This is a genomic window from Moorena sp. SIOASIH (assembly GCF_010671925.1).
GTDB lineage: Bacteria > Cyanobacteriota > Cyanobacteriia > Cyanobacteriales > Coleofasciculaceae > Moorena.
In genome coordinates this window covers 827,642-852,131 of sequence record NZ_JAAHIH010000004.1, presented here as the reverse complement: position 1 = coordinate 852,131, position 24,490 = coordinate 827,642, and the positions used below count along the sequence as shown (strand labels likewise).

At 42.2% G+C, this 24,490-nt stretch carries 23 protein-coding genes; 8 read left to right on the top strand and 15 right to left on the bottom strand.

Annotation, left to right across the window (positions count from 1 at the left end; all coding sequences use genetic code 11):
* Positions 1–166 precede the first annotated feature (166 nt).
* A complete protein-coding gene (locus F6J90_RS24975) occupies positions 167–403 on the bottom strand; it encodes a hypothetical protein (protein WP_293099604.1) in 237 nt (78 codons plus the stop codon).
* Between the two features lie 144 nt (positions 404–547).
* Complete coding sequence (locus F6J90_RS24970; RefSeq protein WP_293099601.1) at positions 548–679, bottom strand: hypothetical protein; 132 nt, start codon at positions 677–679, stop codon at positions 548–550.
* A 466-nt stretch (positions 680–1,145) separates the two neighbouring features.
* Here F6J90_RS24970 and F6J90_RS24965 point away from each other — a divergent pair, with 466 nt between their 5' ends.
* Both F6J90_RS24965 and F6J90_RS24960 read left to right on the top strand, forming a co-directional pair.
* Positions 1,146–1,661 carry a hypothetical protein gene (locus F6J90_RS24965; protein ID WP_293099598.1) on the top strand — a complete coding sequence of 172 codons (516 nt, stop codon included), beginning with the start codon at positions 1,146–1,148 and terminating at the stop codon, positions 1,659–1,661.
* Between the two features lie 42 nt (positions 1,662–1,703).
* Complete coding sequence (locus F6J90_RS24960; protein WP_293099595.1) at positions 1,704–2,195, top strand: hypothetical protein; 492 nt, start codon at positions 1,704–1,706, stop codon at positions 2,193–2,195.
* A 471-nt stretch (positions 2,196–2,666) separates the two neighbouring features.
* Here F6J90_RS24960 and F6J90_RS24955 read toward each other — a convergent pair whose 3' ends face one another.
* The 4 genes from F6J90_RS24955 to F6J90_RS24940 form a co-directional block, all read right to left on the bottom strand.
* Entirely contained in the window at positions 2,667–3,431 is a 765-nt protein-coding gene (locus F6J90_RS24955; protein ID WP_293099592.1) for a thioredoxin domain-containing protein, read from the bottom strand.
* Between the two features lie 226 nt (positions 3,432–3,657).
* On the bottom strand, positions 3,658–3,903 hold the full coding sequence (locus tag F6J90_RS24950) for a hypothetical protein (protein ID WP_293099589.1): 246 nt from the start codon (positions 3,901–3,903) through the stop codon (positions 3,658–3,660).
* A 291-nt stretch (positions 3,904–4,194) separates the two neighbouring features.
* On the bottom strand, positions 4,195–7,143 hold the full coding sequence (locus F6J90_RS24945) for a zinc-dependent metalloprotease (protein WP_293099586.1): 2,949 nt from the start codon (positions 7,141–7,143) through the stop codon (positions 4,195–4,197).
* Positions 7,144–8,000: 857 nt separating this feature from the next.
* Positions 8,001–8,351, bottom strand: coding sequence for a phage holin family protein (locus tag F6J90_RS24940; RefSeq protein ID WP_293099584.1), 351 nt, complete (start codon positions 8,349–8,351; stop codon positions 8,001–8,003).
* A gap of 481 nt (positions 8,352–8,832) precedes the next feature.
* Here F6J90_RS24940 and F6J90_RS24935 point away from each other — a divergent pair, with 481 nt between their 5' ends.
* Complete coding sequence (locus F6J90_RS24935; RefSeq protein WP_293099581.1) at positions 8,833–9,213, top strand: pentapeptide repeat-containing protein; 381 nt, start codon at positions 8,833–8,835, stop codon at positions 9,211–9,213.
* Positions 9,214–9,385: 172 nt separating this feature from the next.
* On the top strand, positions 9,386–10,549 hold the full coding sequence (locus F6J90_RS24930; protein WP_293099579.1) for a 5-(carboxyamino)imidazole ribonucleotide synthase: 1,164 nt from the start codon (positions 9,386–9,388) through the stop codon (positions 10,547–10,549).
* A gap of 85 nt (positions 10,550–10,634) precedes the next feature.
* Here F6J90_RS24930 and F6J90_RS24925 read toward each other — a convergent pair whose 3' ends face one another.
* The gene (locus F6J90_RS24925; protein ID WP_293099577.1) at positions 10,635–10,766 is read right to left on the bottom strand and encodes a hypothetical protein; all 132 of its coding nucleotides are present in this window, start codon (positions 10,764–10,766) and stop codon (positions 10,635–10,637) included.
* 200 nt (positions 10,767–10,966) lie between these two features.
* On the opposite strand from F6J90_RS24925, the gene F6J90_RS24920 reads away from it, so the two are divergent.
* Positions 10,967–11,596 (top strand): CAP domain-containing protein, encoded by a 630-nt coding sequence (locus F6J90_RS24920; protein WP_293099574.1) that lies wholly within the window; start codon positions 10,967–10,969, stop codon positions 11,594–11,596.
* A 155-nt stretch (positions 11,597–11,751) separates the two neighbouring features.
* Here F6J90_RS24920 and F6J90_RS24915 read toward each other — a convergent pair whose 3' ends face one another.
* The 8 genes from F6J90_RS24915 to F6J90_RS24880 all read right to left on the bottom strand — a co-directional run bounded on the left by F6J90_RS24915 (position 11,752) and on the right by F6J90_RS24880 (position 20,782).
* Complete coding sequence (locus F6J90_RS24915) at positions 11,752–11,913, bottom strand: hypothetical protein (protein WP_293099572.1); 162 nt, start codon at positions 11,911–11,913, stop codon at positions 11,752–11,754.
* Between the two features lie 192 nt (positions 11,914–12,105).
* Entirely contained in the window at positions 12,106–13,137 is a 1,032-nt protein-coding gene (locus F6J90_RS24910; RefSeq protein ID WP_293099570.1) for an alcohol dehydrogenase catalytic domain-containing protein, read from the bottom strand.
* Positions 13,138–13,802: 665 nt separating this feature from the next.
* On the bottom strand, positions 13,803–16,094 hold the full coding sequence (locus F6J90_RS24905) for a dynamin family protein (RefSeq protein WP_293099568.1): 2,292 nt from the start codon (positions 16,092–16,094) through the stop codon (positions 13,803–13,805).
* A 129-nt stretch (positions 16,095–16,223) separates the two neighbouring features.
* Entirely contained in the window at positions 16,224–17,120 is an 897-nt protein-coding gene (locus F6J90_RS24900; RefSeq protein WP_293099566.1) for a hypothetical protein, read from the bottom strand.
* A gap of 58 nt (positions 17,121–17,178) precedes the next feature.
* Complete coding sequence (locus tag F6J90_RS24895) at positions 17,179–19,617, bottom strand: dynamin family protein (protein ID WP_293099564.1); 2,439 nt, start codon at positions 19,615–19,617, stop codon at positions 17,179–17,181.
* 81 nt (positions 19,618–19,698) lie between these two features.
* Positions 19,699–19,920: a hypothetical protein gene (locus F6J90_RS24890; protein ID WP_293099562.1), complete on the bottom strand. Its 222-nt coding sequence runs from the start codon at positions 19,918–19,920 to the stop codon at positions 19,699–19,701.
* A 188-nt stretch (positions 19,921–20,108) separates the two neighbouring features.
* Positions 20,109–20,573 (bottom strand): ABA4-like family protein, encoded by a 465-nt coding sequence (locus F6J90_RS24885; RefSeq protein WP_293099560.1) that lies wholly within the window; start codon positions 20,571–20,573, stop codon positions 20,109–20,111.
* Positions 20,574–20,611: 38 nt separating this feature from the next.
* Positions 20,612–20,782: a hypothetical protein gene (locus tag F6J90_RS24880; protein ID WP_293099557.1), complete on the bottom strand. Its 171-nt coding sequence runs from the start codon at positions 20,780–20,782 to the stop codon at positions 20,612–20,614.
* A gap of 294 nt (positions 20,783–21,076) precedes the next feature.
* On the opposite strand from F6J90_RS24880, the gene F6J90_RS24875 reads away from it, so the two are divergent.
* The 3 genes from F6J90_RS24875 to F6J90_RS43730 all read left to right on the top strand — a co-directional run bounded on the left by F6J90_RS24875 (position 21,077) and on the right by F6J90_RS43730 (position 24,445).
* Entirely contained in the window at positions 21,077–22,459 is a 1,383-nt protein-coding gene (locus F6J90_RS24875; RefSeq protein WP_293099554.1) for an aminopeptidase P family protein, read from the top strand.
* Positions 22,460–23,523: 1,064 nt separating this feature from the next.
* Positions 23,524–24,273 (top strand): reverse transcriptase N-terminal domain-containing protein, encoded by a 750-nt coding sequence (locus F6J90_RS24870; RefSeq protein ID WP_366513747.1) that lies wholly within the window; start codon positions 23,524–23,526, stop codon positions 24,271–24,273.
* Positions 24,215–24,445, top strand: a complete 231-nt coding sequence (locus F6J90_RS43730; protein WP_366513746.1) for a reverse transcriptase domain-containing protein — start codon at positions 24,215–24,217, stop codon at positions 24,443–24,445. The genes F6J90_RS24870 and F6J90_RS43730 overlap by 59 nt, the downstream gene beginning before the upstream one ends.
* Positions 24,446–24,490 lie beyond the last annotated feature (45 nt).

Sequence of the window (24,490 nt, the reverse complement as noted above, 5' to 3'; positions counted from 1 at the left end):
AAGAGATAAGAGGGAACAGGGAACAGGGAACAGGGAAGAGGGAATCGGGGAGAGTTGTCCATCAACGTTATGGATATTTCAATAGATTGAGTTCTGAGATAAAGCGATAATATCGTTGATTTTTACTGAGTAGAGGAATTTGATTTTCAATAGCGGTAGCAGCAATTTAGCCCTGCCAATGCTGTTCTCGAATTCTTCTCACCCATTCGCTACTATTTTGAGTATCTTGTCGATCAATCCACATACCAAGAAAAGGTTGATTGTCTAATTCCAGAGGGTGAAGAGATGCCGGTTTTTTGGTTACATACTGTTTTTTGAAAACCTCAATGATATCGGCAATAATTTTTTGAGCGTCTTCTGGTAGTTCTTGAATATCTTTTGTTAGTTGTTCTAGGTCACGCATAAGTCTTGGTTCGGGCGTAGTCAGTTAACTACTCTAATTTTACAGTATTTATCAATTGGGTAAGGTACTTGGTTTTAGGGAACAGCGAATAAAAGAACAGCAGATCTGGGAGTAGCGATGCCGCCTGTTTCCTCGCCCCTGCCGCTAAACCCGATAGCAGTTCTCAATTGGTTGAGCTACAAAACCCCATTGACAACTGCCTTGTGCTTTGGGTGCATCTCCTAAAAGCTGTTTGAGCTGGTGGGTGGAATGGGCATCTTGTTGTGGAATGGGCATCTTGCCCGTTTCAATTTTCGGAGCGGACTGTCCCAAAATTGGCTACCGAGAAAATGAGGGCGAGCCCGTCCCTAAAGCACCCTACGCAACTTCTGCATTCTACATTCTGCATTCTTAATTCTACATTCTTCATTCTCCATTCTGCCTTACTGTTACTTCCACAAAATTTTAGGGAACTATCTAAGTATCACTTAGAGATTGCTTAATCTAGATTCCTTAATCAAGCCAAGCAAATCTCTCTAAGTAGGTAGGCATAATTATTACCGCTGTGACATATAAACCACAGTCAATCTTTGCTGGAAAAAGTTCTGATGGCTGGGTTTATTTTTTTTACCTACTTATCTCTGGTAACAGTTACCTACTCTCAACTAAACCTCTACTTTTTTGTCAATTACTGTCCACTGTTCCCTGTTCCCTGTTCCCTGAAATAAATCTAATCTTACCAATCTAAGCTGCTATGAAAATAATGCACAATGGTCTCCAAGACCTACTCCTGATTAATTTTTACTCTCAGGAAATTAAGCTCGATTTTTTGTCCATTGAAATTCCTATCCCTGATTCCATCAAAAATTTTACTAACCTGTTTCCCTATAGGATAGGATTACACTTACGTCGGGAATCTCGTCATCTTGCCATGGGCATAAGGTCTTTGACGAGTGAAGAGCGTCAAGACTATGATGGACTTTTTATCTTTGAAATTTATCTCCAAAATATCTATTTACTTCTCCCCTTACTGGCATGGCATCGCAAACCCGTTTGGATTTGTCTTCACTGGAATCAACAATTAGCTATGCACAGTACTTTAAAGTTTTTGGGCTTAATGTACCTCAAGTTTTTCCTCAAGTATTTTAACCTTAAGGCAGTTTTATTTGAAATCGATGATGAGGTTTTACCCAAACGGTTTAGATTACCAGCGTCTGCCAAAGTGAAAATACCGATGCCAATCCGGAGCGATGCTTACCCCAATTTCAAGCCAGGATAAAGGCTGCCTACCGATAAAAAAATTAAAATCGGTGTGGTTGGCATGATTCGTAAAGATAAGCCAATCGCTAAGATAATTGAAATCTTGAAAGACTATACTAAATTATCTGACCAGAAATGTGAGCTAGTGCTTGGGGTACCATTTTGGCAGAAGCCTAAGGATTTAGATAACTTGGGGGTAAAAATGTATGATACAACTACTGAAAAACAATATCTTGATTTGTTAAATGAGGTAGATATTTTAGTAGCCTATTACGAAAAACATCGCTATTACTACCGTACCAGTGGTGTATTGAGTGATGCCGCTTGCTGTGGTTGCTATGTGATTACTTCTGATTATCCAGTACTCAGGCATCAAGTTAATTGGCCAGTCTCTGTGGGTTCAACCTTTAAAACTTTTGATGAAATTCCATCATTACTTGATGAAGCTATCTCTTATATTCGGGAGCATGGTCAGGATAACCAGTGGCTTTGGCGAGAAAAAAGAACAGCGGAAGAAATAGCAACTGTTTTTAGCAAAGGGAATAGGGAATAGGGAGTAGGGAGTAGGGAGTAGGGAGTAGGGTGGGCAAAAACAGTTTGGTTATTGTGAGTATTCGAGATTAAATTACTTTGCCCACCCTACTTTATGGAGCTTGTAGGGTGGGCAAAAACAGTTTGGTTATTGTGACTATTCGAGATTAGATTAATTTGCCCACCCTACTTTATGGAGCTTGTAGGGTGGGCAAAAACAGTTTGGTTATTGTGACTATTCGAGATTAGTGAGAGTAGGGAGTAGGGTGGGCAAAAACAGTTTGGTTATTGTGACTATTCGAGATTAGATTACTTTGCCCACCCTACTTTATGGAGCTTGTAGGGTGGGCAAAAACAGTTTGGTTATTGTGACTATTCGAGATTAGATTACTTTGCCCACCCTACTTTATGGAGCTTGTAGGGTGGGCAAAAACAGTTTGGTTATTGTGACTATTCGAGATTAGATTACTTTGCCCACCCTACTTTATCTAATTCAAGAGTTGCGCACTTGTGCCAATATCGCTTCCATCTGTTTTAGGGGCACGGCACCAGAGAAGGCTTCACCATTCATAACAAAGAAGGGTGTGCCGCTCAGTCCCAATAGTTGTGCTAGCTGCATGTCTTCTGCAATGGCACGATCAGCTGCCTTCCGATCTCGGTTAAACTGCTCTAGGTCTAAATCTAGGTCTTGGGCAATGGCAAGATATAACTCTTCTCCTAATTGCTTTTGATTGGCGAAGAGGGCATCATGGTACTGCCAGAATTTGCCTTGTTGAGTGGCGGCCCAAGCTGCTTGAGCCGCTGGCAGGGCTTGGGGATGAATTCCCGTCAGGGGGAAGTGTTTGTAAACTAAGGTAACTTCATCCCCATGGTTTGCTATAAACTGGTTGACGGTGTCGTGAGCTCTGGCACAGAAGGGACACTGAAAGTCTGAGAATTCTACTAGCACAATTTTATCTTCAATGGCGCTAGTGGTGGGGGAGGAACCAATGAAGGCTTGGGGATTGATTTTGAATTGCTGCAAGATTGCTTGCTGTTGCTGCTGGCTTTCCCGTTCCAGTTGCTGCTGGTATCTCTGGACGGATTCTAGGATTACTTCTGGGTGGTTGCGGATGACTTCCAGTATTTGTTGTTCTAGTTGAGGACTAATCTTGGCGGCTGCTGTGGCTGGCAGTGACCAGGTTGAGAAGGACAGGAGTAGTACTAATCCTGTGAGTGATAGGGCTTTCTGGAAAATGCTAAGGAGCTTAGTGACCATGATTTTCTTAAATTGAACAAGATGAGTGACGCATTCCCCCACCACGAGAACGCAGGTGGGGGTCTGAGAACTGCCTATTGTGTTATAGTTAATTTAGCTTGAGCGGTACGGCAAAGGACAGAACAAGATTCTGAGCAACCTAGAGGCACGACCTCTCAACGCCAGGGAAAACAGACCTGTAAATCCTTTGTAGTCGGTTTATATACGTCAGACTCTAGGTAAAAGTTTATAATACAAGCCCCATAGCGGAAACGACTTGGGGGAATAGTCCAGCAAAAGTCCTGGCAACAGGCGCGAGAATGCCGCCTGTCGCGAGGGATAAAACCTTGTAATTAAGACGGACACCCCCACCACGAGAACGCAGGTGGGGGAAGCATTCATCCAAGGCATAGGGTATCTCACATGAGGCAACATCGGCAACGGATTGGTATAGCGCTACGGGCAAGGCAATAGGCATGCTAGCAATAGGCAAAAGTTGCGTCCGATTGTAACGGGCAAGATGCCCGTTCCACCCACCGGGTCAAACAGCATGCATTGAGATGCACCCTCCAGAGGTAATCCTGGCATCGAATAAAAGAGGAAGATGTCTTCTTTTGTAGAAGACACCTATAGTAAGCATTCAGCGGTCAGTGGTCAAGCCGTCAGCGGTCAGCGGTCAGTGGTCAGTGGTCAGCCTTTAGCTGAGAGCTGAGAGCTGAGAGCTGAGAGCTGAGAGCTGAGAGCTGAGAGCTGATAGCTGATAGCTTACGGCTCAAGTCATACTTTATTCCGCTTGCAACGGTGCATCCAAGACTTTAGTAATGCGATCGCGTGCCCCTTCTAAGTGGGCTAAGCTAGCAGTATCAAGGTTTTTCCCTTGTTTGTTCAAGGTCTTTGCGATCGCATCCCGCAATTGACGGAGTTTATACCGGGCTAAGACCCGAGCATCCTCGGGAGTATTAAAGGTTTGGATAGCAATAATAAATTCAGGGAAGGTGCGGGCAGTTTCTAGACTATTGGAATTGCGCAGTGCCATGTTCACTAAAAGACTCATATACTGCCGTTGCAATCCCCGACGCAAGCTAGAGATTGGCTCAATCTTAGCTTTAGTATCTAGTTTCCAGATGCTATCTTGAACAGTGTCAAACACTTCTGCCATGGTCAAGGCTTCCCCGGAACTAGTTTTCAGTTGAGCATCCCGCAAACGAGCCAACCGTTCTGATGAGAATAAATCCCCCAGCACAATGGTTTGAACTAACATCACTCGGTCATGAATGGGATAATCGAGGGGGAAAATAGTGGTAAAAGCACCCCAGTGAGTCCAGCGAGATGGGGCTAACTGGTTGAGGAGTTGGGGTGAGAAGTTAAAGGTATCTTCAGCAAACATATACTCCCCGAGCATGGCTAAAGCCTGACGCTGTTTTTCCACAGGGATCAGTTCAAAGGGGAGTGTGCCAGTCTTGCCACCAGTGTAGTTTCGATTAAAGGTTTGTCCACCAATATAACCAGTAAGGGAGATAGCGTGATCAAAGAAATAGGAGAATACCGTATCAAAGCGATCGCGTAAATCCCCAGCACTTTCTTCAGGCAGGAGGTAACTGTTGTTCAACCGTTTCCAAATAGCCTTAGCATTCTCCATTTGCCACTGAGAGTAACGCAATGGATCACCACTAAGGTCCCAAACCTTAGCTTCTGGGTCAATAAAATCGAAAGTATCCTCATCTGTTGCATAGGATAGTCCCATTTCAGACCCTTGGGCAGCAATTTTGCGCAGTGTGCGTAATTCTTGTTGAGGAGTCAGAGCATCAATAGGAGTGTAGCCATACTTAATCACCCACTTATCATAGGGACCAACCACTGTAGAGAAATAATCTCCCTGTTCGATTCCCTCTGGCGCTAGATTAACTGGCACATAATCCATTACTGACGCCACTAGCCCTTGGTTGCGGGTAATCTCAGTATTATTCAATTCCTCTGGACTCAACATGGTGCTGCCCCGGAAATTGTGGCGCAATCCCAGAGTATGACCAACTTCGTGAGCCGTCAGGTAGCGCAAATACTGATGGATGAAGGTTTTCATTTCCTCACCACTGGCCAACTCGTGGTTTACCATCGATAGAGATAATGCTCCAAACTTAGCTTGCTGAGCTGATGCCATCCCAAAACAGAACTCATGGTCTGGGACTTGGGTTAGTCCGGTTAGGAATTGCCCAGCTGGTAGGGTCAACTGAGCCGCTTTGCCAGGATTGCTCTTGAGGATTTCCTGCCATTTAAGGTAAGGAACTTTGATGCCATTACTACACAGGGAACCATTAAACGGGAATTGGGATAACCCAGATAATGCCTGGGATTGAGGCTGGGAAGCAATAGCCTGGTATTCGGCTTTGATCCAGCGCACCGCATTAGCATCAATAATCACATCTGCGTCCAAGATTTCCCCAGTCAGAGGGTTAACTCGGGATGGGCCCATTGCGATAATGCCTGGGAATGAGGGAAAAGAATTCGACCAGCGAATGGTGTTGTAACGAATATCAGCCGGGTCCCAGGTAGCATCATCTGGCATTTGCCGCACTTCAATGGCATTGTCAAACCCTGCCTCCCGAAACGCTTCATTCCACATCAAAATCCCCTCCCGAATTGCATCTCGGTACTCTAGAGGTACAGTATTTTCAATCCAAAACACAATCGGTTCTTTTGGGGGGGATACAGTAGCAGTAGGGTCTTGTTTTTCTAAATTCCAGCGCCTGATATAACGGATAAAGGGTTGTTTCCGGTTTTGATTGGATAGATTTTGATAAGCACTGATGAAATAGCCTACCCGTTCATCCGCCAGTCGATGACGGTAACCATTGTTAGTCGGTAGTTGAGAAAAGCTATAGCGGACACTAAGATTAAATGCCCGTTGATCTGGCAGACTCCTTAAGGGAAAGAATAAATCTCCTCCACCAGAAAAGCCATAAACTGACTCAATCTCTACATTCAACGGAAATGCTTGAGCATCACTGACATAGGATTTTTGAGGGTCTACCCCATAACTGCCTCCTAATATCGAAGGAAAAGCCGATGCTAGTCCAGAAAAAGACCCATCGCTGACCAGGAGTGGTGTTAAATCCACCAACAGAGTCTTTCGTTCTGGATGAATACTGGTAATCGGCAGGGAATATAGCACCGAATCACTGAAGGAACGCTTAACAGAACGCTCTTGGGGGTCACCGGGTTGAGTACGGAAGTAGATATTTGGTATAACTAAATCTATGGTTTTCTGTCGGCGGCGGAATTGGAACAAAAAATCATTAACTGGCCAACCGGTTTGGAGCCCCAACTCCCCAATTCCCGAAGCAAGGGTTACAACACATAGGAAATTTTGATTTAGTTGATCGGGCTCAATTTCTAAATAAATTTTGTCTTTTTCTTTATTGCGGTAGAGGGTGAGTAATCCTGCTAATTTTTCCGCATCTTCTACGACCTTATCAAATGGCTTTAACTTGGAATTACTACTATCTGAATCGGATAACTCCTCTGACGGTTCCTCTGAGGGTCCCTCTGCAATTTCAGTAGTTTGAACTTGGTTATGGGCTAAGGTTAGCTGGGGCGAGTAAATAATTTGTTGACCCAAATGTTGATCCAAACTATTGCGGCTTGGAGTAGATAGAGCTATGGTTTGGAGGTACAAAGGGGATAGTACCAAGACGAATCCACACAGACATAATATTAATAACTTTAGTCTTTTCATCGATTAATCACTAGTTTTTTTTTCCGAAAATAAAGAGTACTAATTAATAATTATCATAGTTAGGAATCATGAAAGCTTAAAAATTTAAACTTCATCTCATAATTAGCAAATTTATAAATTTGACAATTATTGATTATAGCGTTTCTGATAATTATAATGTCCCTTCATTTTTTTATCCCTACTCCCTACTCCCTACTTCCCAAGACTAAAGTCCCTCAACCAATTCATAGCTGCTAGAGTGTAAGCCGTCAGCGGTCAGCCGTCAGCCTTAGCCATTCGCGAATGGGTGATAGCACCTCAAGTAGCACCATCTGTAGCGCATTAGCTGATAGCACCTCAAGTAGCGTGCGCGTAGCGCATTAGCTGATAGCTGAATACTTGCCCTATAGTTACAATTGATTAGTTATTGATTAGTTTAATTGTTTTAGCTTCTGATTCGTAAGTCTTACTATCAAGGGAAAGCCCAGAGCAGAGCGATGGGTTGAGATGTTTTATTTCTTTTTAGTCTAAGATGGTGTAGTTTTACTATAGTGGTTTTACATAAACGAATCAATAGACTAACCCTTCAAGCACCCCTAAATTTCCACACCTTGGGTTAGTCTATATCTCTTCTTGCTGTAGTTTGAGCCTTGGCGATTCAAAAAACTGTACACTAACTTTAAGTCAAGCTATACTTTGAGCAGTCAGCTTTCAGTTATTTAGTACTCAGCTTTTAGCTATTTAGTAGTCAACCCCGGCAGGTGAACACTTAATGGCTGAGAACATACGTATAGTTTACTAAAAGTTATGCCAACTATATAATAACTCGCGCCCGTAACCAAGCTGACAAGTCCCGGCCACCTATGTGGCAATTCCGATTAAACCTGATTAGAAGCGAAGCTATTGATAACACTAGACACTAAAGTCAGAACGATAGCCCCGAAAAAAGCTGGCCAGAAACCGTTTACTAGAAACGCAGCAGGAGTGAAATAGGATGCCAGGGATAGGGTGATAGCATTAATCACCAACAGAAATAGTCCCATGGATAAAATTGTGATGGGCAAGGTCAGAATCACTAGAATCGGTCTAATGATGGCGTTAACTAAACCAATGACTACTACCGCTACGGCAGCTGCACCAAAACCACTAATGGTAATGCCTGGTACCAGGTAAGCAGTAATCATTAGTGAGATAGCACTTAGCAGCCAAGTCAAAAGTATATTAAGCATCGATCTCACAAAAATATCGCTTACTATGATTTTAGCGATTCTGGCAAGATTAGCCTGTAAGCATTCAGCCGTCAGCGTGTCGCGTATCAGCGTGTCGCGTATCAGCTATCAGCCATCAGCTTATGGCCTACAGATGGTGCTACTTGAGGTGCCATTGGCGGTAGGCCAAGCTATGGGAACAGCTTTTGAATAAAATAAGTTGACCGCACCTCAAGCAGCGTGAGCTTTTAGCTCACGGCTGAGCACTGAGCACTGACCGCTGACCGCTGACCGCACCTCAAGCAGCGTGCGCGAGCGCGCATATGCTTACCTTTGGTATAACTCAAGTGATTATGCATCACAGTATGATTGAGTTGAACGATTCCAGCAATAAATCTTTATGTTTTTCCGGCTACTGGTTACATTCTTATTTGCGTGCTCTGTTTTTTGTTATCCCTTACCCGTTCACGCCAAGAGTATAGCCTGCGATGGGAAACAACTCGTGGGAGCAGACTTATCTGGTCAAGACTTACAGGAAGTCAAAATTACCTATTGCAATTTGGACCAGGCTAACTTAGCCGATGCCAAATTGATCAAAGCGTCTATCCAACATACTACCCTCAATCATGCTAATCTCCATGGAGCAGACTTGACCAACAGCGACACCTACAACATTAGCTTCAATGGTGCAGATTTAACTGATGCCATCTTTACTGGTTCCTTACTGCAACGTGCCAGTTTTGATGGGGCTGACATCACCGGTGCTGATTTTAGTAGCACCCTGATCCAACCGGTCAGACAACGGTTAAAACTTTGCGATGTAGCAAATGGGGTAAATTCTACAACTGGTGTTGTGACTCGTGACTCTTTGGGGTGTTGGTAAGGTGTTGAATGTTGACTGTTGAATGTTGACTGTTGACCATCAAATAGTCAACAGTCTTGATCGATGGGGCTGACTTGACGGATGCTATGCTGGATGGTGTGCAAATTTGATAACTGTTTGTTAGAGGAAGGTGCATCCTTTAAACTGGTGTTGCGACTTGTGAGTCTTTGGGATGTCGATTAAACGAGTAGGTGTAATTGGTGGAGGACAACTGGCCTGGATGATGGCAATGGCTGCCAAGTCTTTGGGTATTCGGCTAGTGGTTCAAACTCCTAATATTACTGATCCAGCTGTCTGTGTTGCTGCTGAAACTATCTTTGCTGCTATTGATGATGGGGTGGCTACCGAGCAAATGGCATCTCGCTGTGATGTGATTACCTTTGAGAATGAATTTATCAACCTCGATGCCCTGAAATGTCTGGCAAAGGGGGGAATTTGCTTTTACCCCCGACTAGAGGCCCTAGCGCCACTGTTGGATAAATATCACCAACGCTGCTATTTCGATCGGATTGGTTTACCCCAGCCAGAGTTCATCAGTCTGGAGGGGGAAGTGGGTAAGGAGGAATTAAAGTCCCTAGCCTCTTCTCGGACCCCCATCAACCTGAGTCAGTTAGAGTTTCCTCTAGTGCTGAAAGCGCGACGCCAAGGTTATGACGGCAAGGGTACGTTTATTATTAAAGACAGTCATACCTTACAGGAAACTTGGAACCAGTTAGGGAATCAGCCTGTGGTGCTAGAAGAGTTTATTCCCTTTGAACGGGAGTTGGCAGTAATGGCTGCCCGTTCTGTAGATGGGCAGGTGGTGGTTTACCCGGTGGTGGAAACTCAGCAGCAAGAACAGGTGTGTCGGCGAGTGATTGCACCAGCCCAGATTAGCCCAGATACGGTGGCCGAGGTGAATGCGATCGCAAAAACACTCCTGACTAGTTTAGAGGTAGTGGGAGTCTTTGGGATTGAGTTATTCCTCACTAGCAATAACAAGGTTTTGGTTAATGAAGTGTCCCCTCGTACCCATAATTCTGGGCATTACACCATTGATGCTTGCCAAACCTCTCAATTTGAGCAGCAACTGCGAGCTGTGGTGGGTTTACCCTTAGGTAGCCCACAGATGCATTGTCCCACTGCAGTAATGGTTAATCTTTTGGGTTATGAGTCTTCCCTGGATGATTACCAACAGAAACGGCAGACCTTAGCCAGTTTACCAGGGGCGTTTGTCCATTGGTATGGTAAGACTGAATCTCGCCCAGGACGTAAGTTAGGTCATGTTACGGTTTTGAGTGATGGGAATTCGGTAGAAGAGGTAATTGATAAGGTTGAATCGGTTTGGTATGGTTGATATCAGGTTGTTTGTAAGAATGTAGAATTTAGAATTAAGAATGTAGAATTTAGAATGTAGAATGTAGAATGTAGAATTTAGAATTCTACAGGCGTTGCGTCATTCTTCGAATAAATAGGAGTAGAGTGGGCATCCTGCCCGCCCGAAAATAAGCATGAAACTGGCAAGATGCCAGTTCCACGCAAGATGCCAGTTCCACGCCTGATGCCCGTTCCATTATTAAGTAACGCCATTCTACATTCTACATTCTTAATTCTACATTCTGCATTCTTAATTCTACATTCTGCATTCTACATTCTTAATTCAAAAGATGCAGTAGGGTGGGCAAAGTAATCTAATTTAGAATACTCATTTGAACCAAACTGTTTTTGCCCACCCTACAAGCTACCTACTTGTTGAAATAAATTAATGATGACTATGCTCAGAAAACTCGCGATCATGCTTGTCGGTGTATTGATCACCACTGCTGCCTTTGTCTCAATACCTTCCGATCCTGCCTATGCTTCTATATCTAGCTCTGAACAACAAGAACTATTAGATGCACATAATCAGTATCGGAGACAGGTTCAACCCACAGCATCAAATATGAAAGAGCTCAAATGGGATAATACATTGGCTGGAGTAGCGCAAAACTATGCTGATAAATGTACTTGGGGACATAACAGGAACCGTACACAAGAGGCAGGAGGTAAGTTTTCTTACCTGGGGGAAAATTTGTACATCACAACCAACCAGAATCATCAAATGACTGCTCCAGTTGATTCCTGGTATAGTGAAGTGAAAGATTATGACTATGCTACTAATAGCGGTAGCGGAGTCACAGGTCATTACACTCAAGTGGTCTGGGCTAACACTGAATACCTTGGATGCGGCAGAACAAAATGTCCTAGCTTAGCGGGTCTTAACTGGAAAAATGTAGCTATAGTAGTTTGCAACTATGGTCAAGGAGGAAATTATAGGGGTCAAAAGCCTTACGTAGCTGGGGCAAGCGCCTCAAGTTGTCCGTCAGGTTATACTGCTAGCAACGGTCTGTGTTCAGCTAACTAATTTACTCTCCCCCACTGGTTAGTGAAGCGGTCGGGTAAGGTTAGTAGGTTGTTCGGGTAGCGTGGCCTTTTGGCCAAGGTTGTTTGTCAGAATGTAGAATTAAGAATTAAGAATTAAGAATTTAGAATTAAGAATGTAGAATGTAGAATGTAGAATTAAGAATTGAGAATTGAGAATTTAGACTTCTCCCTTCTCCCTTCTCCCTTCTCCCTTCTCCCTTCTCCCTTCTCCCTTCTCCCTTCTCCCTTCTCCCTTCTCCCTTCTCCCTTCTCCCTTCTCCCTTCTCCCTTCTCCCTTCTCCCTTCTCCCTTCTCCATTCTTAATTCTACATTCTTAATTCTTAATTCTTAATTCAAAGGTCTTAGGGTAGGATGAGCATTGATCCAGGCAGCAACTGTCTCAGTATTCTCACCCGGTAAGGCTTTGGCAGTGGAGGTAAAGAGGAGAAAGTAAAAAGGAAAAAGTAAAAAATACTTGGCTTGTCTTTGTTGTCTATTGTTAATCTTTTACTACCCTGGTTCAATTGCGACTTTGATGGCCTGACGATTCTTCATGTTTTCAAACACCTGCTCTAAATCTTTTAGGGGACGATAGTAACTTATAAGTAGTTCAAAAGGTATAACTCGACTTGCTAACAGGGATAGAGCCTCTCGCACAAAGGTTGGTGTGTTGTGAAAGACCCCTTTGAGGGTCAGGGCATTGTAATGTAGTTGTTCGGTACTGACGGTAATTGTGGTATCCCGAGGACAGCCGCCAAATAAGTTAATAGTGGCACCAGGACGTCCACAAGCGATCGCAGTTTCCCAAACAGTAGGTATACCAGTTGCTTCAATTACTATATCTGCCCCCCAACCATCAGTTAAGTCTCGCACCGATGCTGGTACATCACTTAAATTATGATAGTTAAAAGTTCGAGATGCTCCTAATTTTTCCCCAATTTGCAGCCGTTGATCATGACCCCCAAAGAGAAACACCTCTGCTGCTGATTGCTGAGCTATTACTGCTGTGAACATCAAACCAATTGCACCATCTCCTATAACTACTACCCGGTCAGCAGGTTGAATATTAGAACATGCTACCCCATGCAACACACAAGCAAGGGGTTCTGTCATGGATGCGAGAGCATTATCTAAATCATCAGGTACAGCTAAGAGGTTGTGTTTTACAATTGGTGATGGTATTTTCAGGTATTCAGCGAAAGCACCATAGTTGAAGACTAAATTGGGACACAGGGAATACTCCCGGCGGTGACAGAAAAAACAGTTCATACAGGGGGCAGAGTTGTTGGCCACTACGCGATCGCCAATTTTCCAGCCTGTAACTCCCTCTCCTAGGGAGACAATTTCACCGACAGCTTCGTGACCAAACAATATGGGAGGTTGTGGCATTTTCGGATGACCACCACGAAGCCATATTTTGAGATCCGTACCACAGGTTGTTGCCGTCCCAACTTTAATCACAATCTCACCAGCGGCAGCTGTGGGAAAAGGGACTTCTTCCAAGCGCAAATTTTCTTGACCGTAGAGTAATGCTGCTAGCAATATGAATTACCTCTGACCATAGTATTTTTTGGATAGTAACTCAAATTTACCAAAAAAATGGGTCTAAAGCCCCGTCCTTCTAGACTAGTGAGCAGTAGGGTGGGCAAAGTAATCTAATCATTAATTATCAAAATAACCAAACTGTTTTTGCCCACCCTACAAATTCCTCAGAATTAAGAATTAAGAATTAAGAATTAAGAATTAAGAATTAAGAATTAAGAATTAAGAATTAAGAATTAAGAATTAAGAATTAAGAATTAAGAATTAAGAATTAAGAATTAAGAATTAAGAATTAAGAATTAAGAATTAAGAATTAAGAATTAAGAATTAAGAATTAAGAATTAAGAATTAAGAATTAAGAATTAAGAATTAAGAATTAAGAATTAAGAATTGAGAATTAAGAATTAAGAATTGAGAATTAAGAATTGAGAATTAAGAATTAAGAATTAAGAATTAAGAATTAAGAATTAAGAATTGAGAATTAAGAATTAAGAATTAAGAATTAAGAATTAAGAATTAAGAATTGAGAATTAAGAATTGAGAATTAAGAATTGAGAATTAAGAATTGAGAATTAAGAATTGAGAATTGAGACTTCTACATTCTGCATTCTACATTCTTAATTCTACATTCTACATTCTACATTCTACATTCAAAGTTCCCTTTGCTAAAACTTGATGTTTTTCAAAGCAGTAGATAACTGGCGTAAGCGATCGCTAACTTCTAAATTCACTTCGTGAGCCTTTAAATGCTCTGGTATTTCAGCCATTAATAAAGGATTTTCTTCTAACCATTCATTCTGGGCTACTCCTCGCCATACTGCTTCGTATCGAATAAAGCGATCGCGCAATTCATCCAGTTCTTGTAGGCAAAATTGCCCAAACCCTGCGGCTTCAAAAATAGCCGAACGCAAATAGGTTTCAAAGGCTTTGATATCCGTTTCAAGTTCCAAGATCACCTCCTCCGCTGAATTGGTAGGTTTTGGTGGCGCATCCCCAGAGACTTCACGAATACCTAATAGCTCATGGCGAAGCTTGGGATCATAGAGCAACTTTGACCCACGATTTACATATCGTCTTAGCACGCTGAAAGCCTTCTCTTCACCATTGTAATAATTATCGACTAGTTCGATATCCGCTCCCAGTCGTTTGACAATACGCTTACGAGTTTCACTACCTAAAGGGCCAGGAATTAAAGAGTCAGCAACCGGACGGGAAAAACGAAGAAATAACGCCGTCAAACTTCGACTTAAGACTTCCACAAACTGCTCTGGATTACCAATTAGTCGCTGCTCTAATTCCTGAGTTTTCCAGAGTAAAGTGCTCAGATATTCAACTAACTTTAATGCTTCTTCATTGATTTCCAGGGCAAGTTGATGAGCAATCTCTACTAAGAGGGTGCTAATGGTACCAGAAAGTTCTTTCCGCCAGTTATAGTCAGTTACTTTAGCATCAAATACACCAGAATTAGTTTCTTTAAAGATTCGCTGTTTTCTTTGCTCGTTATCGGTATTGATTTCTTCAATTTTGGTTTCAATATCCTGGAGATATCGAGACCGAAATTTTTCTACGACATCTGACGTTATAGATTCTTCCTCTTCTGCCGTAGACTTACGAATATTATCATTATAATAGTCGCTGAGGTCTGCTTTAATCGTTTTCCACTTTTCTTCCCACCACTGGGAAAACTCAATCCGACGTTGATTTTCTTGTAATCGCTTGGCTTCGGCTGGATTCTCTGGATATCGCTTACTAACGATATCAAAAATTTCTTTTGATGTTGTTAGTATTGTGGTGATTAAAGCCTCACAACGTTTTTCTAAAACAGTAACCCGTTCATTATTAATATAATCAGTAATGCGAGCTTTGATTTCCTGAATACCAGTCGCTTCCTGTCTTAAGGCTTCCTCATCTTCGATACCTGTCAGAGATTTAAGCTTATTTAAAATTGATTCCGGACTGCCAACACATTTAAATGTTTGTTCATTAGCCAAACCATTCAAGACTAAATAAGCTCCCGCTGAACCATGGACAATTCGCTGATGAGGTAATTGTGCTCGTCGATACCAATCTTTTGATGCTACATCCAGATGTTCTTTAAGAGCTGCTGGACTAGCAAACTGATCAATCCGACTCAAGAAAACAAACAGTTTATCTGCAACTTTTATATTCTTGTCACCCTGCTCAGTAAACTCAACAATTTGAAGTTCTGCACCCCGAATACTAGAAAATTGCTGCACCACAATGACAGCATCACAATCTGACAGCATTTCTCTAGATTCGTCTATATGCTTGGCTAAACCTGAGTCTAATCCAGGCACATCATAGAAAACAATACCTTCAGCTTGGACGAGTTTATTGGTATACAGTCTAGCTTCTAATACTGCATGGGCGTATTGCTCATCAGCAACATACTTGTTAAGGTCTTTGTTAATGTCTTCTAGGCGAGTAAATGGGATAGTTTTCCGACCTTCGCTACGAACTTGTCTTAAGGTGTCTTGATAGTTTCGGATTGTCTCTAAATCTTGTTTGGCTCCATCCCTATGCTTAGAATTACTCTTAGACTCTGACTCCAGTTCATCCAACAGACTAGTAAATTGTTCTTCCGTTTTAGGCTCAACTTCTAGCCTTTGCTGAGAATCTTGTTCAACGGAATAAATTTGTGTAGTTGTAAAAGTACAACGTCCAGCTTTTGCTGGCAGTAAATCACAATCTAACCAGGCATTGACAAAGGTACTTTTTCCCGCCTTTTCCAAACCCACAACAGCAATCCGAAATTCTCGCTTTTTCAAGCGTTCAAGCTGACGACGAGCAGGTTTTTCTTCTTCCAACAGAACCTCTTTGAGGTGAGCAGGAACTCCCGCTTGAGGAAGCCTGGCTAAATCAACGGCGTGGCGCAGCACAGTTAAGGCGTCACTTAAACGAGTTTCATAATAGGATGAAGCAGTTTTCCAATCCATTTTTATAATCTATTTTATAGCGTTTATTGCATGTATGAGGTACAGTAATCAACTTCAAAGTCCCCCTTTTTAAGGGGGATTTAGGGGGATCCCTTGGTACCTCATGGGAAACAGAATTGCTATAATTCCTTAAGCGCAGATGAAATTTTCTAAACCATCTAGGTTAATAAGACGCGCAATTTTATCAATTTCAGCACCACCATCAGGTAGCTTATTCTTAAGACCGTATTTGGTCTCCTGAGCAATCATCTTTTCACCTTCAGGAATTATCAGCTGGATATAAGCATATTCTTCACTGGAATAATTGATACTTTCTGTACTGAGATTGAGATTTACTTTTTGGTCAATAGCTTGGACTGAACCATCACATAAAAAATAAGACGCAGAGGAGATAAGTTCTTTAACACGATTTGATGGAATCGGATAACCTGGATTCAAGCCACTTAATTGATGAGAAGGAACAATTAAGCACAAAACAGAAGGCTTTCTTGGTAATCCAGTAACCCTAGGTTGAGATTGCTCTAAATATCGGTCTCTATCTTTTACTTGAGGTTGCCTTATATTTCTATTTTTATTTAATTGCCGTCTTTGCTCTGATTGTTTAACTGCAATATATAAGGCAGTAAGTATGAAAGCTACAATAATTATCCCTGTCAAAATTTCGGTATTATCTTTAACTGGGGCAAAAAAATTAGCAAATTCCATTGCTTGACGCTCCGCTTCCTCTCTCATTCTGGCGATTACCTCTGGTAAAGGAATTTGAACTCTATATAAATCCTTGATTAGACTGGACAAGAAAGGTTTACAAAATTTTAAGTCATTGTTGAGAGTCGAATTCTTATCTATGCCAAAATAGTTACAAATATCTTCACTATTCTCTGGGTCTAGATAAGCGATCGCTTCATAGAGATACCCCCGATCACAATTTTTAATAGCCGAATAAATTTCCTTGAACTGCTGTTGATAGGTTTCTAGGGGGTCTTGGTAGTCTTTCCAAATTTCATTGCCGTAGTCATCATGGGGCATAGTATCGAAATTATTAGCTTAAACAGGTTATTATATCATCTTACAAAATCAAGATAAACTACCTCAGCACTTTTCCAGCTTTCTTAATATTATCCTCAAGTTCTTTAGCTTCCATTTGTAAGGGATTCCAGATTGATAAGTCTTGTTGATGAGACAGTTTAGCTTGATCGTGGGCTTTGTCGAGCCGCTCTTGATAACGGTCTACAATTTCTTTTTGATAAGATTCAACTCCAGTTATAAAGCTATTGATTTGAGATATAAACCAATGGGCGACCTGACTATAAATTTCTACTTCTGCTTGATTTTTTTGCAGTAGCCATCCTTTCAGGATGTCTTCGGTTTTTGGTAACTGAGCATTATCACTAGAGCGTTCTTTGGTTTCGATATAATATACTAGTCTTTTCCAAATCCAGAGAGTCCACAAGTCTCTTTTATATTTCGGAACTTCAACATCTTCTAACCATGTCCCTTTCATAATTGGAAATCCTGCTTTAAATTCAAAGCTTGGCTCAAGTTCAATGTCGATTTTTACCAGTTGTAACCTAGAAAAGCTAATCCCTATATTAGGAGCAATAGTGCTCATTCCTTCTTCCAGAATAGATAAGTAAGCATTCAACAAGGTTTCCAACGCATCACGGACTCTCCTCATTTCTCGCTCTAATATTTTTTTTACTGCTTCATTGATCAAAAGCTTTAAGATATCAGCTAATTGATTCAAATTCTCATTGAGGTTGCTGAGATTACGTTTTTCTTGGTCAGTACGTGCTTCGATCTCCTTTCCATTCTCAGCTACTTCAGGAGAATATCCTAATTCAATTAAATTTTTAATTGTTGCTTCTAAAAGATTCAACATGGTCGGATTAGCTGCTTGAAGGGTTTTACTGTCTAAGCAGAGTTTGCCGTTATCCAAAGACTCAATTACAGGTTCCAATATTTCCTCTACCCCTTCTGTCATGGCTTTTCGCCATCCATAAAGGGGCACTAAGCTGTCTGCACGCTCTTGATAAGAGCCTCTTAGTTCGCCAATAATACGAGCAATAATCTGATCTGCTCTTGCTCTAGGATCGGGTAACTCCTGCTCTAGTGAAGGGATTTGGTTACTTTCCTCCATTAAACCTTTTAGAGCATTTTCAATTTGTTCAAAAGGGTCTCTTAGTTCTTGAGCTTTTTGTGAAATAAACTGACTGATTTCTTGTCGAATTTGGGAAATCTTCTCAGATTCTTTTTGGTAGTTTTCTTCTGAGCTATTAATGAAAGCATTAGTGGTTTGCATAGCCCACTCTACTACTGCATTACCTGCTTTAGCTTTAAAGCGGTCTACAATTTGTGGAATCACTAATTGTGGAAAATGTTGATCGATATGCTCTTTCAGGTATTTATGAAATTCCTCTGCGTAAGAGGCTTCCCAAACAGTCTGGGCAACACGATGGCGCTCATGGTGTTCCCATCGCTCTACTTTTCTGGGTAAATCTTCTATAATATCTTCTGGGATTAAGAAGTTAAACATACTGTCGATTTTGCGAGATGCTTGATTGCTTTCTTGCTGATTATTACTCTTCATTTTAATCGACAATAGAGCTGGCAAAGCACTCATTTTGATGACTTGTAAAGCACTAATATCTTCTTGATATTCTTCTAGCTCCTTGGTTAACTTCTGTTTGATATCGTGAACAGTTCTTTTGAAAAAATCTCTTTCACTATCCGGCCAGTTTTGGTCTTTACGAAACTCATCAATCCGATTCAGCACAAAGAGCATCCGGGCTGGTGAGCCTCCTAATTCTTTGACCTGATCAACAACTTCTTGGAGTAAGTTACTAACTTTTTGTCTATCGGTTTCTGCACTATTATAGGTAACTATACATAAGGCTTCTTTGCATTTTCTAATCACAGAGCCATTCCCTTCATCACCCACATGAGCTAAACCCGGAAGATCCATGATTCGCACTGTTGTTTTTTCAGGCAAATCAAGCAGGTTAGGATCAGCTACAAGTCGGAAAGGGTAATATATCGTTGTTTGTGGACAAGCAACACTAGTTTTTCCGTCTCGATTAGCTTGAAGATAGGACTTCATTACTTGGTCTAAACGGTCATAAATGTCTTCGTCTGTAAGATTATTCCATTCTCCACATTCCCAAATTGCCCCTGGAGTTTGATCAATTTTCAGATATTTCGTTTCACTGTATTCTACAATCACAACCCCTGCACTCATTTCTTGTACGGCAACTGGTACAATTTCTGCCCCACACAAGAAGTTGACCAGGGTACTTTTACCACTGCTAGTTGTCCCTGTTGTGGCTAAGGTGAGAACCGGTTCACTAAGTTCTTTGATAAATTCACTTACCGCTACCTGAAATTGGCTATTTAAACTTTCGATTTCACTGTAGTATTCTGGGGGTAATTGCTCACGGATATGCTCATGAAAACTACCCCATTCCTTGTAAATATTCCCAATTAATTTTTCAACAGCTTCAAAAGTATTTTTGATGTTGTTTCTCATTATGCTCAAAGCCTTTAGTGTTGAGTTGGAACGATGGTAGAGCAACCTAGAGGTGGTGTTTCTTTTTCCTTAAGCCTTTAGTTAACTTTTAAATACCTCTTGCTTTAAAGAGTAGCTTAAAAAAAAAAGAAACGTCAAGGTAACTGGCCAAGTGAAATATTTCTTAATATAGGCAAAGACATAGGGCAAGGCAAAAGGCAATAGGCAAAAGGCAAAAGGCAATAGGCAATAGGCAATAGGCAATAGGCAATAGGCAATAGGCAATAGGCAATAGGCAATAGGCAAAAAACAAACTTTTAGCATAACAGCTTTGAAACTTGTATCAATCTCCTAACCTTAATGGGTAGTGCTGTAAGTGAGATGTAAACCTGTATGGTCTTTTTTTATTGTCCAAGAAAACTCCAGACCTCTTTCCCCTATTGTCTTTTGCCTCTTGCCTATTGCCTTTTTAAGCAATACCTGTGTTTACAACCCAGATATAAACGCGCTTACTATGTCTGTGATGGACTGGTAGTTTCAGGGTCTAAGGGAGTATCTGAGGTAGATTTTTTGGTAACCCAAGCGGTAATAATATGAGAAAGTAGTCCGATTGGTCCTGCAAATAAGCACAGCACTAGGGAATGAATAGTCCAAATACCAGCCTGTTGCCCTTGCCAATAAATCCAACGCCCTACAAATAAGTCGAAGACTAGGTAGTGTATCCAGCCAGTAGCAGCAACGGTTTCGTCACTAAAGAAACGGGCAATATCGGCTAACTGAGGATTGGATAAGGCTTGGGCGGATTCTGGTGTAATGCTATTAATAAATAGGTAAATATATAAAGCTGCTAGAGCGACGAAGGGAAGATAGGATTCCATTACTCGCCTGGTAATGCCCCAATTTGGCAATAAAATCATTAGAATCCAAAAGGGCAAAACGAAGATATTGGCAATATTAAACAGTTGAATGATAACCATATTTCTGTGTTTAAGATTTCAACTATTTAATATAGCAGTTATAAATTGGGTGAGGTCTTTCTGGGTTTTAGGGAATAGGGAGCAGGGAGTAGGGAGTAGGGAGTAGGGAGCAGGGAGCAGGGAAAAAATATTGTGACTTCATAGCTATGATAACTGCTATCAGTCTTACCTAGAGCATTTGAGATGATGCGTTCGCGTAGCGTGGCCAAAGGCCAATCGCATAGCGTCGGCTGTGGCCGTAGGCCACGCTGCGCGAACGCCGAATCGCATTAATCTGTGGTGTTAATCTGTGGTGTTAATCTGTTCTAGTTCATTTTCCAGAGTTAGATCTTGGTTAGACCAAGAACCTTGCCATTGCTAGTCCCAAACCCGATCACTGGCGAGATTTTACTCTTAGGTAGATCCTGGGGATAATTTTGAACAAATTCCACAAGACCTGTGGAATTTACGGTATAACTAGTCAACGGTGAAGGTTAAACACTTAATAAATTATTATAAATCCGATGATTAACAACCATGACGGCTCTCTAGCCACTAAACTACAGCAACGGCGTCAAAAATTGGCTCAGCTGGTGGATTTTCCGGTAATGCTCTGGTCTGGACATCCTAGTCCTCGGAATTTCCGAGCCAATTCGTTCCCTTTTCGGGCTAGCAGTCACTTCTTGTATTTTGCTGGTTTACCCCTAACTAATGCGGTAATTTGCCTCAATGATGGCAAACTGGATTTATTCATGGATAAGCCAGCCCCTGGTAGTGCGTTGTGGCACGGAGAAGTGCCTTCACCTGAGGAAATTGCTGAGATGATTGGGGCTAATCGGGTTTTTTCCCTCTGTGAATTGCGTTCGCATTCTCAGGGAGCAGCAACCATTGCTGTTCAAAATCCCACTACTTACAGCCAACAACAGAAACTATTAGGTCGTCCTGTCGGACCCGCTGATGCTCCAGAAGGGATTGACTTGGATTTAGCGAAAGCCATTATATCCCTAAGGTTATACCATGACGAGGGGGCATTATCGGAGTTGCGCCAAGCCGCTGAAGTTTCGATAGCTGCTCATAAAGCGGGAATGGCAGCTACTCCCAAGGCTAAACGGGAAGCGGACGTGCGGGGGGCGATGGAAGGGGTAATTATTGCCAATAATATGACCCGTGCTTACACAAGTATTGTTACGGTTCATGGGGAAGTGCTGCACAATGGTGAGTATCACCATTCCCTGCAACCGGGAGAGTTACTGCTGGCGGATGTAGGAGCAGAAACCCCTATGGGTTGGGCGGCGGATATTACCCGCACTTGGCCGGTGAGTGGTAAATTTTCCCCTACTCAGCGGGATATATATAATGTCGTCAAAGAAGCCCATGATTTCTGTATCAAGAATCTTTACCCTGGGGTGGAATACCGAGAGATTCATATGACAGCAGCAGGGGTGATGGCTGAGGGATTGATAGATTTGGGGATTCTGCGAGGAGACATCTCGGATTTGGTAGCAATGGATGCCCATGCTTTGTTCTTTCCCCATGGTGTTGGTCATTTGCTGGGATTAGATGTTCATGATATGGAAGATTTAGGGGATTTGGCAGGGTATGCACCAGGACGGGAAAGAAGCGATCGCTTTGGCTTGGGCTTCTTGCGACTAGACCGACTGTTGGAACCAGGGATGTTGGTGACAATTGAACCAGGATTTTATCAAGTTCCAGGGATTTTGAATGACCCAGAGCGACTGTCAACCTACAAAGATGTGGTTAATTGGGATAGATTGGCAGAATTTGATGATGTGCGGGGGATTCGGATTGAAGATGATGTGTTGATTACCGAGACAGGAGCAGAGGTATTGACCGCTGGCTTACCGACTGATCTAGAGGCAGTTGAGGATTTGGTTAGGGGAGAATAAGTTTTAACCTAAAACCTTTTACCAAGGCAAAAGGCAAAAGGCAAAAGGCAAAAGGCAAAAGGCAAAAGGGGTTAATGGTGCTCTTAAGTTGAGAGACATGATTTTGAAAAGACCTGATGAGATCAGGTCTTTTTTAGATCTTATCTAAATCAGAAGTGCGCTAAATCAAGACAAAGATGACAGCTCTTGCCTTTTGCCTCTTGCCTCTTGCCTTTCCCAAGCGCGACTATGTTCACAACTAAACTAAAAATGTCTATCATAACTTGAATCAATAAACAAGATCCGGGTGCGATCAATTTTCTGCTTCAGATTCACTACACTGTCTGAGATAGTTTCAATTGTTAAAAATTTGCCTTGGCCTACGATAATATTTGTAAATACTTAGCAGAAGTGCGGCTTGTTCCTAGGAGGAGCCTCCTGAAAAAGGAGGGGTATAACTAGGGGAATTCGCGGGACAATCCCGAATTCTAACTGTCTTTCGGATGGTGGTGAAAACCCACCCCTTTAGGAGATAAGTGACTCCCTACCTTGGCCACACCGAATAAGCGGCAACTTATGGAGTGAAGCTGGCAACAGGGCGGAATCAGAGGTAAAACAGATTAGCCACACTGCCGCTAATGGGGAGACGACAAGGGTAAACAAGTCCTAGAAAAGTGTCTGAAAGTAAAGCCACAATCTGAACAAAAATGTGCGACTTTATCCTTTCTATTCTCACGGCGTTTTTTTTGCGACAGTCGTAATCTCCGAGAAGAGGATAGGCAAACTGGTTAGAAGTTACCGCAAGAATAGTGGAGCCTTTATAGTTAGAGGGTTATGGGAAAAAGGGTTAAAAATTTTGTAGTAAGGCTCCACTATTCTAAGGTTTCATCTCCGGACTGCCCTAAATCGTCAAAACAATCTGATAGACGGAACAAGTAAAAACGACAGCAAAAATGGGTCCCGGACGTAGTCGAACCCCGGTAAGTTATGCCAAACTTAATCCCCACTGTCGGGTAGGATGCCATCGTAAAACTGATGGCGGGTATCCAGAGTACACAAAACTAATGGAGAGCACGGGTAGACACATGTCAAATAGATATAGTGACCTATGGAAAAGCCAAAAGTGGAAACAACTCCGCCGGAATCTTTTCCGCCTACAGAGGAGAGTGTATAAAGCAGTTCGAGATGGTGACTTGAGGAAAGCACGGTCTTTACAAAAACTGATTCTGAAGTCCCGCTCAGCACAACTACTGGCTGTCCGTCAAGTGACACAGCTCAATCAGGGTAAACGTACCCCTGGAATTGATGGCCGGTCAAGTCTCAATTACAGACAGCGAATGGAACTGGCTCAAGCATTGAACGATTACGGCCACGACTGGAAACATAATCGACTTCGTGAAATCCCAATCCCTAAAAAGAATGGGAAAATAAGAGTGCTAAAAGTGCCTACAATCGCTGATAGAGCATGGCAGTGTCTAGCAAAATACGCTCTAGAACCCGCCCATGAAGCGACGTTCAGTGCCTTCAGCTACGGGTTTAGGACTGGCAGATGTGCCCAAGACGCACAAAAAATTCTGTTTTTAAACCTATGCTCAAACAAGAACGGCATCAACAAAAGAGTAATTGAACTAGACATCAAGAAGTGTTTTGACCGCATATCCCACAGCTCCATTATGGATAGATTGCTAGCCCCTGCGGGTCTGAAGATGGGGATATTCAGATGTCTAAAAGCAGGCATCAATCTGGAATTCCCAGAGCAAGGCACGCCCCAAGGAGGTGTGGTCAGTCCACAAAAGCGCCAATATCGCACTAGATGGAATAGAAGAGGTAAATAAAGGTGTCAGAAGCATCAGATATGCAGACGACATGATTATTATACTAAAGCCAAAAGACAACGCTGAAAAGGTGTTAGAAAAAGTTAAAAGTTTCCTTTCCCAACGCGGTCTGGAAGTAAATCTTGAGAAGACCAAGTTAACCAAAACGACAGACGGGTTTGACTTCCTATGAAGTTACCGTAAGAATAAAGAAGCCTTTACAGGGGACAGACTATGC